Here is a 13,083-nt window from a genome sequence, read left to right on the forward strand (position 1 = left end):
CGCCCCCAGAAAGACCACAGGCCCGCCGGGTGGCGGGCCTGTGGTCGGATCGGGTTGACGCCTACAAGGTCTACGTGGGGCTGCCGTTGGGCGACGAGCAGCCCGAGCTCACCATGATCTGGGCGATGGCGGCGGCCACCTCCGGGCTGCTGGCACTGTTGTAGTGCGACAGGAGGGCGGCACAGCGGGTGCTGGGCGTGGTGGTCGTCGTCGTGCTCGTCGAGGTGGTCGACGTGGACGTCGAAGTGGAAGTCGACGTCGACGAGGTGGAGGTCGAGGTCGAGGTGGACGAGGTGGAGGTGGACGTGGTGGGGGCCGTCGACGTGGTCGTCTCGGGCACGGTGCAGCCACGGCCGATCATCTGGGCCTCGAGGGTGGCGATGACCGCCGGGTCGGTGGCCTCTACATAGGCCGCCTGCAGCGTGGTGCAGCCGGGGGGCTCGGGCACGGCGCCCGCGCCGAGACCGGTAACGCCGATGCCGGCCGCCAACGATGCGGCGAAGAGCATGGCCACGAAGGCCGAACGCCGTTTGGTAGCTACCTGGTCCGCCATCGGACCTCCCCCTGTGTCGAAGAATCGCCTGATCGGAGCACCGGGACCCTACACCGTCCGTGGGCGCCGAGCACGGACATGGGCCGGCCCACCGGTGCGGTACGCTGCCCCCTTGTGTACGCAGTGATCCGAACAGGTGGCAAGCAGTACCGGGTGGCCGAGGGCGACCGGGTCGACGTCGAGTTGCTGACGCTGGCGGGCGGCCGCGGCGACGTGACCTTCACGCCCGTCCTGGTCGTCGACGGAGCCCGGGTGGTGGCTGCGGCCACCGACCTGGCCGGCGCCGAGGTGCGGGCCAGGGTGGTCGGAGAGGCCAAGGGCCCCAAGATCCGGGGCTTCACCTACAAGAACAAGTCCAACCAGCGCAAGCGCTGGGGCCACCGCCAGAAGTACACGACGATCGAGGTCACGGCCATCTCGGCGACTGGCTCGTCCCAGACCTCGACGGCCCAGGAGGGTTAGAGATGTCCAAGACCAAGGGGGGCGGCTCCACCCGCAACGGCCGCGACTCGGCCGCCCAGCGGCTCGGCGTCAAGGTCTACGACGGCGGGCGGGTCACGGCCGGGGCCATCATCGTCCGCCAGCGGGGCACCCACTTCCACCCCGGCGAGCAGGTCGGGCGCGGTGGCGACGACACCCTGTTCGCGCTGGCCGACGGCACCGTGGCTTTCGCCCACCGCAAGGGCCGCCGGGTCGTCGACGTCCTGCCCCAGTAGCAACCGGCCGTCCCTGGCCCCGGTGGCAGGGGCTCCGATGACTCTTTTCTTCCATGGCTGAACTCGTCGACGACGTGCTCGTCTGTGTGAAGGGCGGCGACGGGGGAGCGGGCTCGGTGTCCTTCCGCCGGGAGTCCCACGTGCCCAAGGGCGGCCCCGACGGGGGCGACGGCGGGCGGGGGGGCGACGTCTGGTTCGTGGCCGACGTGCAGGTGGCTTCGCTGCTGGCCTTCCAGGACCATCCCCACCGCCGGGCCGACAACGGCGTCCACGGGCAGGGCAAGGCCCGCCACGGGGCTTCGGGCCGCGACCTGCGGGTCGCCTTGCCGGTGGGCACGGTCGTCAGGGACCGCAACGGTGACCTGCTGGCCGACCTGGCCTCGCCGGGGGACGAGTGGATGGCGGCCCGGGGCGGCCGGGGCGGCCGGGGCAACGCCCGCTTCCTGTCCAACCGGCGCCGGGCCCCGTCGTTCGCCGAGCAGGGCGAGGTCGGCGAGGAGCGCTGGCTGCGGCTGGAGTTGAAGCTGGTGGCCGACGTGGCCCTCGTGGGGTTCCCCAACGCGGGCAAGAGCACCCTCATCTCCCGCATATCGGCGGCCCGGCCCAAGGTCGGGGACTACCCGTTCACCACGCTGCGCCCCCACCTGGGCGTGGTGCGGGCCGGTGACGGGGAAGTGGTCGTGGCCGACGTCCCCGGGCTGATCGAGGGGGCCAGCGAGGGCCGGGGCCTGGGCCACCAGTTCCTCCGCCACGTCGAGCGGGCCCGCGCCCTGGTCGTCCTCATCGACCTCGGGCCGGCCGCCGACCGGCCCCCGGCCGAGCAGGAGCGGGTGCTGCTCGACGAACTGGGCCGTTACCAGGCCGAGCTGCTGGAGCGGCCCCGCCTGGTGGTGGGCAGCAAGGCCGACGTGGCCGGGGCCACGCCCTGGGATGGCCTTCGCATCTCGGCCGTCACCGGGGAGGGCGTGCCCGAGCTCGTGGGGCGGATGGCCGGGCTGGTGGACGAGGCCAGGGCGGCCGAGCCCCTCGTGGGCGGGGCCCGCCACGTGGTCCACCGGCCCGAGCCCGAGGGGGTGCGGGTGGAGCGCGACCAGACCGGGGCGCTGGTGGTCCTGGGCCGGGAGGCCGAGCGGGCCGTGGCCCTCAGTGACCTCACCGACGCCCAGGCCCTGGAGTACGTGCACGCCCGCCTGCGCCGGCTGGGCGTCGACCGGGCCCTGGTCCGGGCCGGCGCCCGTGACGGCGACGTCGTGCGCATCGGGGCGTTCTCGTTCGACTACCAGGAGGGGGCCTTCTGAACGTCGTCGTCAAGATCGGCACGTCGTCGATCACCGACGAGCGGGGCGAGATCGCGCTGGCCGCGGTCGACAAGCTGTGCTCCGAGGTGGCCGCCCTGCGGTCGTCGGGCCACCGCGTGGTGATCGTCACGTCGGGGGCCATCGCCGCCGGCCTGCCCGCCCTGGGCCTGTCGGGCCGGCGCCCAGCCGACGTGGCCACCCTCCAGGCCATCTCGGCTGTCGGCCAGAGCCGGCTCATGCGGGTCTACGACGACACGATGGCCCGCCACGGCCTCATCGGCGGCCAGGTGCTGCTGGCCCCCCTCGACTTCGTGCACCGCGACCAGTACGTGCACGCCCAAGAGACGCTGCTGCGCCTGGCCCAGCTGGGCGTGGTGCCCGTGGTCAACGAGAACGACGCCGTGGCCAACGACGAGATCCGCTTCGGGGACAACGACCTGCTGGCCGCCCTGGTGTCCAACCTGGTCTCGGCCGACCTGCTGGTGCTGCTCACCGACACCCCCGGCCTGCTGTCGGCCGACCCCCGCCTGCGCTCGGACGGTTCGCTCATCGAGGAGATCGTCGAGATCGACAGGGAGATGGAGAGGGTCGGGGCGGGCGCGGGGACCGTGCGGGGGAGCGGGGGCATGGCCTCCAAGCTGGCGGCCGCCAAGGTGGCGTCGTGGTCGGGCGTACGGGTCGTGATCGCGGCCGCCGGCCGGCCCGGGGTCCTGGCCGGGGCCGTCGACGGGGAGGCGGGCGTCGGCACCGTGGTGCGGCCCCGGGAGCGCAGGCTGGCGGCCCGCAAGCTGTGGATCGCGTTCGCCGTGAAGGCCTCGGGCACGATCACGGTCGACGCCGGGGCCCGGGCTGCCCTCCTCGACGGCCGGCGCTCGCTGCTGGCCGCCGGGGTGGTGGCGGTCGACGGCCGCTTCGACCCCGAGGCGGCCGTCGAGATCGCCGACCCCACCGGCCAGGTCTTCGCCAAGGGGATGGTGGCCGTCGGCTCCGACCAGCTACGGGCCGTGGCCGGCCGCCGTACCGCCGACCTGCCCGACGGAATGCCCCACGAGGTCGTCCATCGCGACGACCTCGTCACCTTCGGCTGAGCCCTATAACCGACGCGGCAGGCACGGCTGGCGCGGCGGCCCTGCTAGTGCCTCCACGGTCAAGCACTACCCGTCGTGCGTCAGGTGGTGGAGCCGGTCGTGCCCGGGGCGTCTTCGGTACCGGCGTCGACCGCGGCCGCGGGCTCGGGGGCGGGCGCGGTTGCGGGGGCGATGCCGAGCTGGGCGCGGATGGTGTCGAGGCGGCTCTGGGCCTCGCTGCTCATGGCCGCCTGCTCGACCTCGAGCATGCGGTTCTCGACCGACTGGCCGGTGAGCTCGGCCGAACCCATGGCCTTGGCGTAGCGGGCCTCGATCTTCTCGCGCACCTCGTCGAGGGTGGGCACATCCTGGCCGACCGACTGGGTGAGGGTGGTCATGGCCGCGTTGACCTGCTCCTGCATCTTGGCCTGGTCGAGCTGGCTGAGCAGCTTCTGGCGCTCGGAGAGGCGCCGCTGCAGGGTGGTGGAGTTCTGCTGCACGGCCGCCTTGGCCTGGTCGGACGCCTGGGTGGCCTGGAGGTGGAGGGTCTTGAGGTTCTCCACGTCCTGCTCGATGGCGATGAGCCGGTTGGCGAACGACTCGGCCGACGACGTGTACTCGGTGGCCTTGCGGGCGTCGCCCGCCTTGGCCGCGTCGTCGGCCATGCGCACGGCCTGGCGGGCCAGCCCGGTGAGCTTCTCCATCTCCTCCATGGCCCGGTTGAGGCGCATCTCAGTCTGCTTCTGGTTGGCGATGACGTTGGCCGCCTGCTCGACCAGCCGCCGGTGCTGGTCTTGGGCCTCGGTGATCGCCTGCTCCAGCTGCACCTTGGGGTCGGCCCGCTCGTTGAACGACCCGGTGAGCTTGGCGGTCAGGTACTTCCACCACTTCTGGATCAGCTTGAGCATGCCTGCGATGCTACGGCGTCGGGAGGCGGCGCCGCGGTTCGACGGCCCAGGCGAGGGGAACGACACGACAGTGAACATCGAGTTCAAGGCGTCGCCCAGGTGCACCCTGGGGGTGGAGGTCGAGCTCCAGCTCGTGGACCGGGCCACGGGCGCGCTGGCCAGCGTTGCCTCGGCGGTCCTGGCCGAACTGGGCGGGCCCCATCCCCAGGGGGAGCACCCCAAGGCCAAGCACGAGCTGTTCGAGTGCTGCATCGAGATCGTCACCGGCATCTGCGAGACGGCCGGCGAGGCGCGCGCCGACCTGGCCGCCACCCTGGCCGAGGTGACCGCCGCCTGCGACCGCCGGGGGGTCGACGTCCTGTCGGCCGGCACCCACCCCTTCTCCAGCTGGCACGACGCCCGGGTCAGCCCCAACCCCCGCTACGAGGCCCTGGTCGACGAGATGGCGTGGGTGGCCCGGCGCCTGCAGATCTTCGGCGTCCACTTCCACGTGGGTGTGCGCTCGGGGGAGAAGGCCATCGCCATCGCCAACGTCCTGCGGGGCTACATCCCCCACTTCCTCGCCCTGTCGGCGTCCAGCCCGTTCTGGGAGGGCCGGGACACGGGCATGGCGTCGAGCCGTAGCCCGGTGTTCGAGAACCTGCCCACGGCCGGCCTGCCCTACGTGCTGGCCGGCTGGGGGGAGTTCGAGAACTTCATGGCCACGCTCATCAGCGCCGGGGCCATCTCGACGATCCGCGAGGTGTGGTGGGACATCCGCCCCCACCCCGACTTCGGCACCGTCGAGCTTCGCATCTGCGACGGGGTTTCCACGCTGAGAGAGGTGGCCGGGCTGGCCGCTCTGGCCCAGTGCCTGGTCCACTGGGTCGACCGGCGCCTCGACGCCGGTGTCCCCCTGTGGGTGCCCAAGCAGTGGACGGTGCGCCAGAACAAGTGGCGGGCGGCCCGCCACGGGACAGCGGCCATGGTCATCGCCGACGAGACCGGTCGCCAGGTGGCCCTGCCCGACGCCGTGGCCGAACTGCTCGACCAGCTCGCCCCGGTGGCCGCCGAGCTGGGGTGCAGCGACGAGCTGGCGGGCCTGCACGAGGTGCTCGACCGGGGCCCCAGCTACTCCCGCCAGCGGGCCGTGGTCGACGCCGGCGGCGACCTCACCGACGTCGTGGCCTCGCTGGTGGCCGAGCTGAAGTCCGACCAATAGCGGGCCCCGCCGGTCGCCCGCGGGTCACCGGCGGGTCAAGGCCGGCCGGTCTCCTCCAGGGCCTGGCGCAGGGCCTCGAGCTCGTGGACCACGCCCTCCACATCGGTGCCGAGGGGCGCCAGCGCGCCGTCGTGGGCGCCCGAGACCGACAGTTCGACGGCCCGGGCCACCGATTCGTCGAGCTCGGCGTTGAGCCGCTCGAGGCGGGTACGTGCGTCTTCGGCTACCGCCGCCAGTCGTTCGGCCGACTCGACCTGGCTGCGCAGCGAGCGCACGATGGCCTCCTGGTCGGGGCCTGCGCCCGCCTGCTCGGCCGCCGCCAACTGGGCCCGCACCGAGGAAAGGTCGATGGCCCGCGCCGCCTTGTCGATCGAGTGGCCCCGCTTGGCCACCTCCCAGGCCTCCCGCACGGCCGCGTCGACCCGGTCCTGCACCTCCTCCAGGCGTTCCCGCAGGGGGCCGGCCTTGGTCCGGCCCACCGCCTCGGCGAAGCGCCGGGCCGTCCACTGGGCCTTGTTGACCAGTTGGCGCCAGGGTTCCTGGATGGTGAACGGGTCGATGCGCTCCGCCCGGGGCCGGCGGGCGAACGTGAAGGCCACCCAGCCGCCCCACGCCATCACAGCCAGCAGCACGCCGCCCAGGACGCCCCCACCGGCCAGCACACCGACCGCCCCCCCAGCGACTGCTACGGCCAGCCCGGCGGGGGACAGGGCGGCCTTGGCCACGGCCGGCGTGCGGTCGTTCATCAGCGGCGGCCGCTCACGGTTGTGACGAGGCAGTCGTCGTCGGGGGCCACGGTCGAAGGGTAGAGCAACGGACGCTCTCAGTCCGGTTGCCTCGGGGGCCGGCGCAGCAGGCCCCGGGCCGAGACCACCAGGCCGGCGGCGCACAGGGCGGCCAGGGCCCGCAGGCCCGTCCCTGCCCGGAAGGGCACGACGGTGGCCACGGCCGCCCCACCCACCCACCACAGCTGGAAGATGGTCTCGTAGCGGGAGAAGGTGCGGCCCCGGACATGGCCGGGAGCCTCCCGCTGCAGGAGGCTGTCGAAAGCCAGCCGCCCGGCACCGGTGCCGGCGCCCACGGTGGCGGCCACCACGGCCGCCGATGTGACACTGAAGGACCCCGCGGCCCACCAGGCGGTGACGGCCATGGCGGCCAGGCTGGTCAGCAGCAGGACGGGCTCGCGCATCACCGCCCGTAGCGCAGGGGCCAGGACGGAGCCCGCGAAGCCTCCCACCCCGGCGGCCGCCACGACCAGGGCCAGGCTTCTCACGCCCTCGCCTTCGGCCCGCAGGACGAAGGCCAACAGGAAGGTGAGGAAGCCCACGGCTCCCCGGCTGGTGGCCATGGCCACCCCGCCGGCCAGCAACCGGGAACTGAGCAGTGCCCGGTAGTCCTTGTCGCGGCTCACCTCCCTGTCGGGACGCGCCGGTGGCAGCCGCACGGCCGTCACCGCCAAGGCCCCGAAGACCAGGGCGGCGACCAGGAGGCTGAGGCGGGCGCCGCTCAGGACGTTGAGCCCGGCCGCCACCCCCGCCCCGGCCGCGCCTCCGGCCACGGAGACGACCGCCAGCCAGGCGTTGCCCCACATCACGCTGCGCTCGGGGGGCAACACCTCGGGGACCAAGGCACTGCGGCTGACCCCGTGCGCCCTCGACATCACCAGCAGGCCGAAGGCCAGCGGGTAGAGGCTGAGCCCGCCCGTGCGGGTGCTGAGCAGCACGGCCAGGCCGACCCGTGCCGCTCCCGCCACCACGATCGCCCACCGGTAGGAGTCCCGCCAGCGGTCGAGCAGCGGGCCCACGAGCGGGGACAGGACGGCGAAGGGCGCCATGGTCAGCACCAGGTAGAGGGCGACCTTGTCGCGGGCCTGGCCCACGGGCACCGCGAAGAACAGGGTGTCGGCCAGGGCCACGGCCACCATCGCGTCGCCGGCGGCGTGGGCCGCCTGGGCCACGGCCAGGCGCCGGATGGCCCCTCCGCTCTCGACCGCCTCTCTCCCGCGTTCCGCCCTCGCCCCCCGGCCCATGTCGTCAAGCTACGCCCGGCATCCAGCTGGCGATGGGCGCGATGCTCTGGGGCGTGGGAGGGACGGGCGCTTGGGGCTGACCACGGGCTGGGAGCCCGCCACGAGCATCGACGACACCCTCCTGCGCCGGTTCGTGTACGCCTTCGCCTCCCGCCTGGAGGCTATGGCCGACGCCCGGGGCGGGCGCCGCCAGCGCACGGACGCGGCCGCCTTCGCCGACCCGGGCTCGGCCTTCGTGTTCGACAACGCCGTCACCCTGCTCCAGCCGCCCATCGGCGACGCGATCGACGAGGTGGTCGACAGCGGGTCCCGGTTCTTCCCCGACGAGCGCACCTGGGTGCTGGTCTCGCCATGGCCCACGCCCGACCTGTCGGGCCACGGCCTGGAGCTGGTGGGCCACCCACCGTTCATGGCCCGCCTGGGCCCACCCCCGCGGGCGCCGGCACCGCCACCCGCTCTGCGGGTGCACGAGGTGACCGCCGCGTCGAACCTGGAGGACTTCGACCGGGTGCTGGTCGAGGGTTACCCCATGCCCCCGGCCGGTGCCATCGTCGACCCGCGCCTGCTCGGGGGCCAGGTGCGTCTGTGGACGGGCTACGAGGAACAGCCCGGGGGCGGGGCCCGCCCGGTGGCTGTCTCGGGGGCGAACGTGGCCCATGGGGTCGTCGAGGTGGAGTGGGTGGCGGTCCTGCCCGAGGCCCGGGGCCGGGGCTACGGGCGGGCCATTACCGAGGTGGCCGCGTCATGCGCTCCCGGTCTGCCCGCCGTGCTCCTGGCCAGCGACGACGGCCGGCCCGTCTATGAACGCATGGGCTTCGTAGCCCTTCAGCGCTTCACCCTCTGGTGGCGGCCGGCGCCTACCCTGAGCCCATGACGAGCTCGCCCATGCAGGAACTGGGGCGGCGGGCCAAAGCCGCCTCCCGCGCCCTGGCCAAGGCGTCGACGGGCGCCAAGGACGCTGCCCTCCATGCGGCCGCCGACCTGCTCTGCCAGCGGTCGGCCGACATCCTGGAGGCCAATGCCGCCGATATCGCGGCGGCCGAGACGGCCGGGGTGTCGCCCACGGTCGTCGACCGGCTTCGGCTCAACCCGGCCCGGGTGGAGTCGATGGCCGCCGGGCTCCGCCAGGTGGCCGCCTTGGCCGACCCCGTGGGCGAGGTCGTCGGGGGCTGGACGAGGCCCAACGGCCTGCTCATCGAGAAGGTACGCGTGCCCCTCGGGGTGGTCGCCATCATCTACGAGAACCGTCCCAACGTGACCAGCGACGCCTTCGGCCTGTGCCTCAAGTCGGGCAACGCCGCCCTGCTGCGGGGCTCGTCGGGCGCCATCTCGTCCAACGTCGCCATCGCCGCCGTCCTGCGGGAGGGCGTAGCCAAGGCGGGCCTGCCCGAGGACTCGGTGGTGCTCGTGGAGGACACCAGCCGGGAGGCGGCCGTCGAGTTCATGCGGCTGCGGGGCTACGTCGACTGCCTGGTCCCCCGGGGCGGCCCGTCGCTGATCGCCAGCATCCTCGACAACGCCACCGTTCCCTACGTGATCGACGGCGACGGCAACTGCCACGTCTACGTGGACGAGTCGGCCGACCTGGACGAGGCCCTGGCCATCGTGGTCAACGCCAAGACGCAGCGGCCGTCGGTCTGCAACGCGGCCGAGTCGCTGGTCGTGCACGAGGCGGTGGCCGCCGAGTTCCTGCCCCGGGCAGCGACCGCCCTCGAGGGCGTGGAACTGGTGGGCGACGACCAGGCCCGGGCCCTGGTGGCGTCCATCGGGAGGGCGACCGAGGAGGACTTCGCCACCGAGTTCCTCGACCTGAAGATGTCGGTGGCGGTGGTCGGTTCGCTCGACGCCGCCATCGACCACGTGAACCGCTACGGGTCGGGCCACACCGAGGCCATCTGCACCCGAGACCTCGACGCCGCCCGCCGCTTCGCCCGCGAGGTGGACGCCGCCGCCGTCATGGTCAACGCCTCCACCCGCTTCACCGACGGCGAGCAGTTCGGCTTCGGGGCCGAGATCGGCATCAGCACCCAGAAGCTGCACGCCCGCGGTCCCATGGGCCTGCGTGAGCTGACCACCGTGAAGTACGTGGTGACCGGGGACGGCCAGGTCAGGACCTGACGTGGCCAGCGGGGGCGGGACGGCACCGGCGAGGACCGGGCCGGCGGGGACCGGGCCGGCGGGGACCGGGCCGGCGGGGACCGGGCTGGTGGGGCCTGCGGGTGCCGAAGGGCCGTTGGCGGTGGTTGGGCCGGGCAGGGTGGCCCGCTCGTTCGTGCGGTCGTTCCTGGTCCTGTTCGTGTTCTGTGGGCTGACGGGGACGGTCCTGTGGCCGCTGAGCGGTTGGCACCTGTTCAGCCACGTCCGCACCGACCGGGCCCATGGTTGGGAGGTGGTCGCGGTCGACCGGGCGGGCGCTGAGCGGCCGGTGCCCTTCGGGGACCTGGGCGCGGGTTTACGGGGCGCTCCCCACGTGGCTGCCGGGTTGGCAGGGCTCCCTCTGGCCGAACGCCGGGCGACGTGCGAGGCGTGGGCCGAAGCGGCCACGTCCGCCGGGCTGGAGGCCGCCGAGGTGCGGGTCTACGCAGTGGAGGGCCCCGTGGCTGGCTCCGGTCCGTGGTCCAGAGAGCTGCGCTTCACCTGCCCGGTCCGAGTGCGGTAGGGCCTAGGGGTGAGGCGGGCCGAGCGATGGTTGTTCGGGGCAGAGACGCCCCGCCGCCTGGTCCTGGTGCAAGTCGCGCTGGCGGTGGTGATCGGCCTCCGGGTCGCTCTCGGTCCCTACCGGGAGCTGGCCGGTCAACCGGCGGCCCTGTTCCGGCCCGTGTGGTTCCTCAGGGCCTTGGACGCCATGCCCGGGGTCGAGGCCATCGCGGCCCTCCAGGTGGTGGGCACGGTGGGGGCCGTCGTGGCCGTCGTGGGGCGGGGCCGGTCCCGCCGGGCGGGGCTGGTGGTGGCGTGGCTGTGCCTGCTGGTGCTGGCCGGGCTGCGGGGCAGCCGGGGCAAGGTCATGCACAACGACGCCTTGCTCCTGCTGGCGACCGTACCCCTGCTCGTGGCCCCGCTGGTGGCCCGGTCCTCCGACCGCCGGCCCTCGACCCGCTACGGCTGGCCGCTGCGGACGTCGATGGTCGTGGTGGCCGGGGCTTACTTCTTCGCCGGGTTCCACAAGCTGGTCGAGTCGGGCCCGGCATGGGTGGTGAGCGACAACCTGTCCAACGTGCTGGCCGTGGCCGCCCGCAGCGGCCGGGTCGCGTTCCCGTGGCTGCCCGAGGCGGTGGCTGGCCTGCCCGTCGTGCCCGTCGTGGTGGCCGGGCTCGTGCTGGCGCTGGAGGTGACCTTCCCGCTCGCCCTGGTATGGGCCCGGCTCCGCCCCGGGTACGCGGTGGGGGCCGTGGCGTTGCACTCGGCCACGTGGTTGCTCCTGGGCCTCGACTACTGGGCGTGGGCGGCCGTCACCCCCCTGGTCCTGGTCGACTGGCCGGCGTGGGCGCGCGGTAGACGGCGCCGACCGCGTCCTGGTCGACGAGCACCAGGCCCAGAGCGTCCGCCAGTTCCTGCGGGGTCGGGAGCGCCACCAGCCGCGACGGCGGTCGCGTGAAGTAGACGACCAGCCCACCGGCGTGCAGCCTCTGGGCCATGGCCGCCAACTCGGCTTCGTACCTGGGGTTGGGGCGGCCCGAGTAGAAGTCGGACTTCTCGGGCAGGAGGGTGGCCACCCGCCCGGTGTGGTGCCAGAGGGCGTCGACCTGGTTGGTGTAGACGGGCTGGGACAGCGACAGGGCGCGGACGGCCTCGGTCCCGGCCGACGAGGCGAAGGCGGGCGACGTGAACCCGCCGGGCCGGACCTCGGGGTCGCGCAGGGCGTCCCACGACCAGGCCGCGCCCGAGGCCACCTGGCCGGCGACGACCACTACGAGGGCGGCCCGGGCCAGCCGGGCCCCCGCCGTTCGGCTCAGGGCCAGGGCGGCCATCACGACGGCAGCCATGTGCACCGGGAACAGGAACCGCTGGTCGAGCCGTCCCGTCACCTCGAACACCGCCCGGTTGGCCACCAGTACCCCGACGTAGGCAGCGGCGAGGACGGCCGTGAGGGCCACGACCACCGAAACCTGCGCGGGAACCGTGGGTGAAACGCCCACGGTTCCCGCGCAGGTTTCGTGGGGTGGGGCCTGCGCCGGGCGTCCCGGCCCGTTCCGGTCCCGGACGCCGGCCCGCACGGCGGCGACGGCCAGGGCGGTGACGATCAGGACGGCCCCGGCCAGGCGGGCCACCTCGGGGACCTCGGCGGGCACGAACCAGGCGGACGCCGTCCGGGCCCCGGCCGCGAACCAGTCGAGCCCCGGCGGGTGCCAGCCGGCCGTCCGGTTGACGACCTGGCCGCCGGTGCCCCCAGCCCACGCCAGCCATCCCGCCAGGGGCGCCAGGGCGATGGCCGCGAAGGCGGCCGCCCCCAGTAGCCGGGCCCGCAACGTCAGCCGGGCCGTTGGTTCGGCACCTTCCGCCGCTCCTGACGCCGCCCCGCCATCGGCCGGCCCTGACGCCGCCCCGCCATCGGCCGGCCCTGACGCCGCCCCGCCATCGGCCGGCCCTGACGCCGCCCCGCCATCGGCCGGCCCTGACGCCGCCCCGCCATCGGCTGGCCCGCCCACCGCCCCGCCATCGGCTGGCCCGCCCACCGCCGACTCGTCCCCCGCCGGCTCCGCGGGCCTAGGACGGCGACCGGGGTGGCGCGCGACCATGAGGGCCAAGGCGCCGCCCGCGACCAGGGCTATGCCCACGTAGCGGGTGAGGCAGGCGGCGCCGGCCAGGAGGGCGGCCACGGCCAGGAGGGCGGATCGCTGTCCCGTCCGGGCCGGGGAACTCGCGGTGGCCAGGGCGGCGGCTGTCAGGACCGCCAGCAACACGAACAGGGGCTCGCTCAGTCCCGAGGTTGTGAAGGCCAGGAAGTCGAGCCCGGCCGCCACCAGGACCTGGGCGGCCACGGCCAGCCCCAGGGCCCGCGTCAGCCGGTGGACGCCCACACCCACGGCCAGTACCACCAGGCCTCCGAGGACGGGGTTGAGGACCTGGACGACCGTGAACGGGCTGGGGCCGAGCGAGCTGAAGGCGGCGACCAACAGGGTGAACAGGGGCGGGAAGTTGGCCACCGGAGGAGACCCGGGGGGCGGGGTGAAGCCGTCGCCGCCGGCCAGGTTGGCGGCCGTGCCCAGGTAAGCCAGGGCGTCGGGGCTCGTGTAGACGCCGCGTCGAGAGATAGCCAGGGCCAACGCGGTGGCGGCCACCGCAGGGAGGGCCAGGGCCAGGAGGTCGGCCG

13 protein-coding genes are annotated in these 13,083 nt (G+C 74.1%); 8 read left to right on the forward strand and 5 right to left on the reverse strand.

The window, feature by feature from the left end:
* Positions 1-70: 70 nt before the first annotated feature.
* Positions 71-553 (reverse strand): hypothetical protein, encoded by a 483-nt coding sequence (locus AB1673_09710; GenBank protein ID MEW6154246.1) that lies wholly within the window; start codon positions 551-553, stop codon positions 71-73.
* Positions 554-667: 114 nt separating this feature from the next.
* Here AB1673_09710 and rplU point away from each other — a divergent pair, with 114 nt between their 5' ends.
* From rplU to proB, 4 genes are read left to right on the forward strand one after another with little or no spacing between them, the layout of a single operon-like run.
* Positions 668-1,015, forward strand: coding sequence for a 50S ribosomal protein L21 (gene rplU / locus AB1673_09715; protein MEW6154247.1), 348 nt, complete (start codon positions 668-670; stop codon positions 1,013-1,015).
* A 2-nt stretch (positions 1,016-1,017) separates the two neighbouring features.
* Entirely contained in the window at positions 1,018-1,269 is a 252-nt protein-coding gene (gene rpmA / locus AB1673_09720; protein ID MEW6154248.1) for a 50S ribosomal protein L27, read from the forward strand.
* Positions 1,270-1,322: 53 nt separating this feature from the next.
* On the forward strand, positions 1,323-2,567 hold the full coding sequence (gene obgE / locus AB1673_09725) for a GTPase ObgE (protein MEW6154249.1): 1,245 nt from the start codon (positions 1,323-1,325) through the stop codon (positions 2,565-2,567).
* On the forward strand, positions 2,564-3,655 hold the full coding sequence (gene proB / locus AB1673_09730) for a glutamate 5-kinase (GenBank protein MEW6154250.1): 1,092 nt from the start codon (positions 2,564-2,566) through the stop codon (positions 3,653-3,655). Before obgE ends, proB begins: the two co-directional genes overlap by 4 nt.
* Before the next feature lie 80 nt (positions 3,656-3,735).
* Here the strand turns inward: proB and AB1673_09735 are convergent, their stop codons facing one another.
* Entirely contained in the window at positions 3,736-4,542 is an 807-nt protein-coding gene (locus tag AB1673_09735) for a PspA/IM30 family protein (GenBank protein ID MEW6154251.1), read from the reverse strand.
* Positions 4,543-4,549: 7 nt separating this feature from the next.
* Between AB1673_09735 and AB1673_09740 the strand changes: the two genes are divergently transcribed.
* Positions 4,550-5,743: a glutamate--cysteine ligase gene (locus AB1673_09740; GenBank protein MEW6154252.1), complete on the forward strand. Its 1,194-nt coding sequence runs from the start codon at positions 4,550-4,552 to the stop codon at positions 5,741-5,743.
* Between the two features lie 35 nt (positions 5,744-5,778).
* Here the strand turns inward: AB1673_09740 and AB1673_09745 are convergent, their stop codons facing one another.
* Together AB1673_09745 and AB1673_09750 are read right to left on the reverse strand one after the other, a co-directional pair.
* Positions 5,779-6,489: a hypothetical protein gene (locus AB1673_09745; GenBank protein MEW6154253.1), complete on the reverse strand. Its 711-nt coding sequence runs from the start codon at positions 6,487-6,489 to the stop codon at positions 5,779-5,781.
* Between the two features lie 77 nt (positions 6,490-6,566).
* Positions 6,567-7,772: an MFS transporter gene (locus AB1673_09750; GenBank protein MEW6154254.1), complete on the reverse strand. Its 1,206-nt coding sequence runs from the start codon at positions 7,770-7,772 to the stop codon at positions 6,567-6,569.
* 70 nt (positions 7,773-7,842) lie between these two features.
* Between AB1673_09750 and AB1673_09755 the strand changes: the two genes are divergently transcribed.
* The 3 genes from AB1673_09755 to AB1673_09765 are packed head-to-tail and all read left to right on the forward strand — an operon-like array spanning position 7,843 to position 10,431.
* Positions 7,843-8,646 (forward strand): GNAT family N-acetyltransferase, encoded by an 804-nt coding sequence (locus tag AB1673_09755; protein ID MEW6154255.1) that lies wholly within the window; start codon positions 7,843-7,845, stop codon positions 8,644-8,646.
* The gene (locus tag AB1673_09760; GenBank protein ID MEW6154256.1) at positions 8,643-9,890 is read left to right on the forward strand and encodes a glutamate-5-semialdehyde dehydrogenase; all 1,248 of its coding nucleotides are present in this window, start codon (positions 8,643-8,645) and stop codon (positions 9,888-9,890) included. The genes AB1673_09755 and AB1673_09760 overlap by 4 nt, the downstream gene beginning before the upstream one ends.
* Position 9,891: 1 nt before the next feature.
* Complete coding sequence (locus AB1673_09765; protein MEW6154257.1) at positions 9,892-10,431, forward strand: hypothetical protein; 540 nt, start codon at positions 9,892-9,894, stop codon at positions 10,429-10,431.
* Between the two features lie 790 nt (positions 10,432-11,221).
* Here AB1673_09765 and AB1673_09770 read toward each other — a convergent pair.
* A complete protein-coding gene (locus AB1673_09770; GenBank protein MEW6154258.1) occupies positions 11,222-13,051 on the reverse strand; it encodes a hypothetical protein in 1,830 nt (609 codons plus the stop codon).
* Positions 13,052-13,083 lie beyond the last annotated feature (32 nt).

It is taken from the genome of Actinomycetota bacterium (genome assembly GCA_040754375.1).
GTDB lineage: Bacteria > Actinomycetota > Acidimicrobiia > Acidimicrobiales > AC-14 > JBFMCT01.

Coding starts and splice junctions, on each gene's coding strand:
- AB1673_09710 (MEW6154246.1), bottom strand. CDS start 553: ATGGCGGACCAGGTAGCTACCAAACGGCGTTCGGCCTTCGTGGCCATG.
- rpmA (MEW6154248.1), top strand. CDS start 1,018: ATGTCCAAGACCAAGGGGGGCGGCTCCACCCGCAACGGCCGCGACTCG.
- obgE (MEW6154249.1), top strand. CDS start 1,323: ATGGCTGAACTCGTCGACGACGTGCTCGTCTGTGTGAAGGGCGGCGAC.
- AB1673_09735 (MEW6154251.1), bottom strand. CDS start 4,542: ATGCTCAAGCTGATCCAGAAGTGGTGGAAGTACCTGACCGCCAAGCTC.
- AB1673_09740 (MEW6154252.1), top strand. CDS start 4,550: ATGCTACGGCGTCGGGAGGCGGCGCCGCGGTTCGACGGCCCAGGCGAG.
- AB1673_09745 (MEW6154253.1), bottom strand. CDS start 6,489: ATGAACGACCGCACGCCGGCCGTGGCCAAGGCCGCCCTGTCCCCCGCC.
- AB1673_09750 (MEW6154254.1), bottom strand. CDS start 7,772: ATGGGCCGGGGGGCGAGGGCGGAACGCGGGAGAGAGGCGGTCGAGAGC.
- AB1673_09760 (MEW6154256.1), top strand. CDS start 8,643: ATGACGAGCTCGCCCATGCAGGAACTGGGGCGGCGGGCCAAAGCCGCC.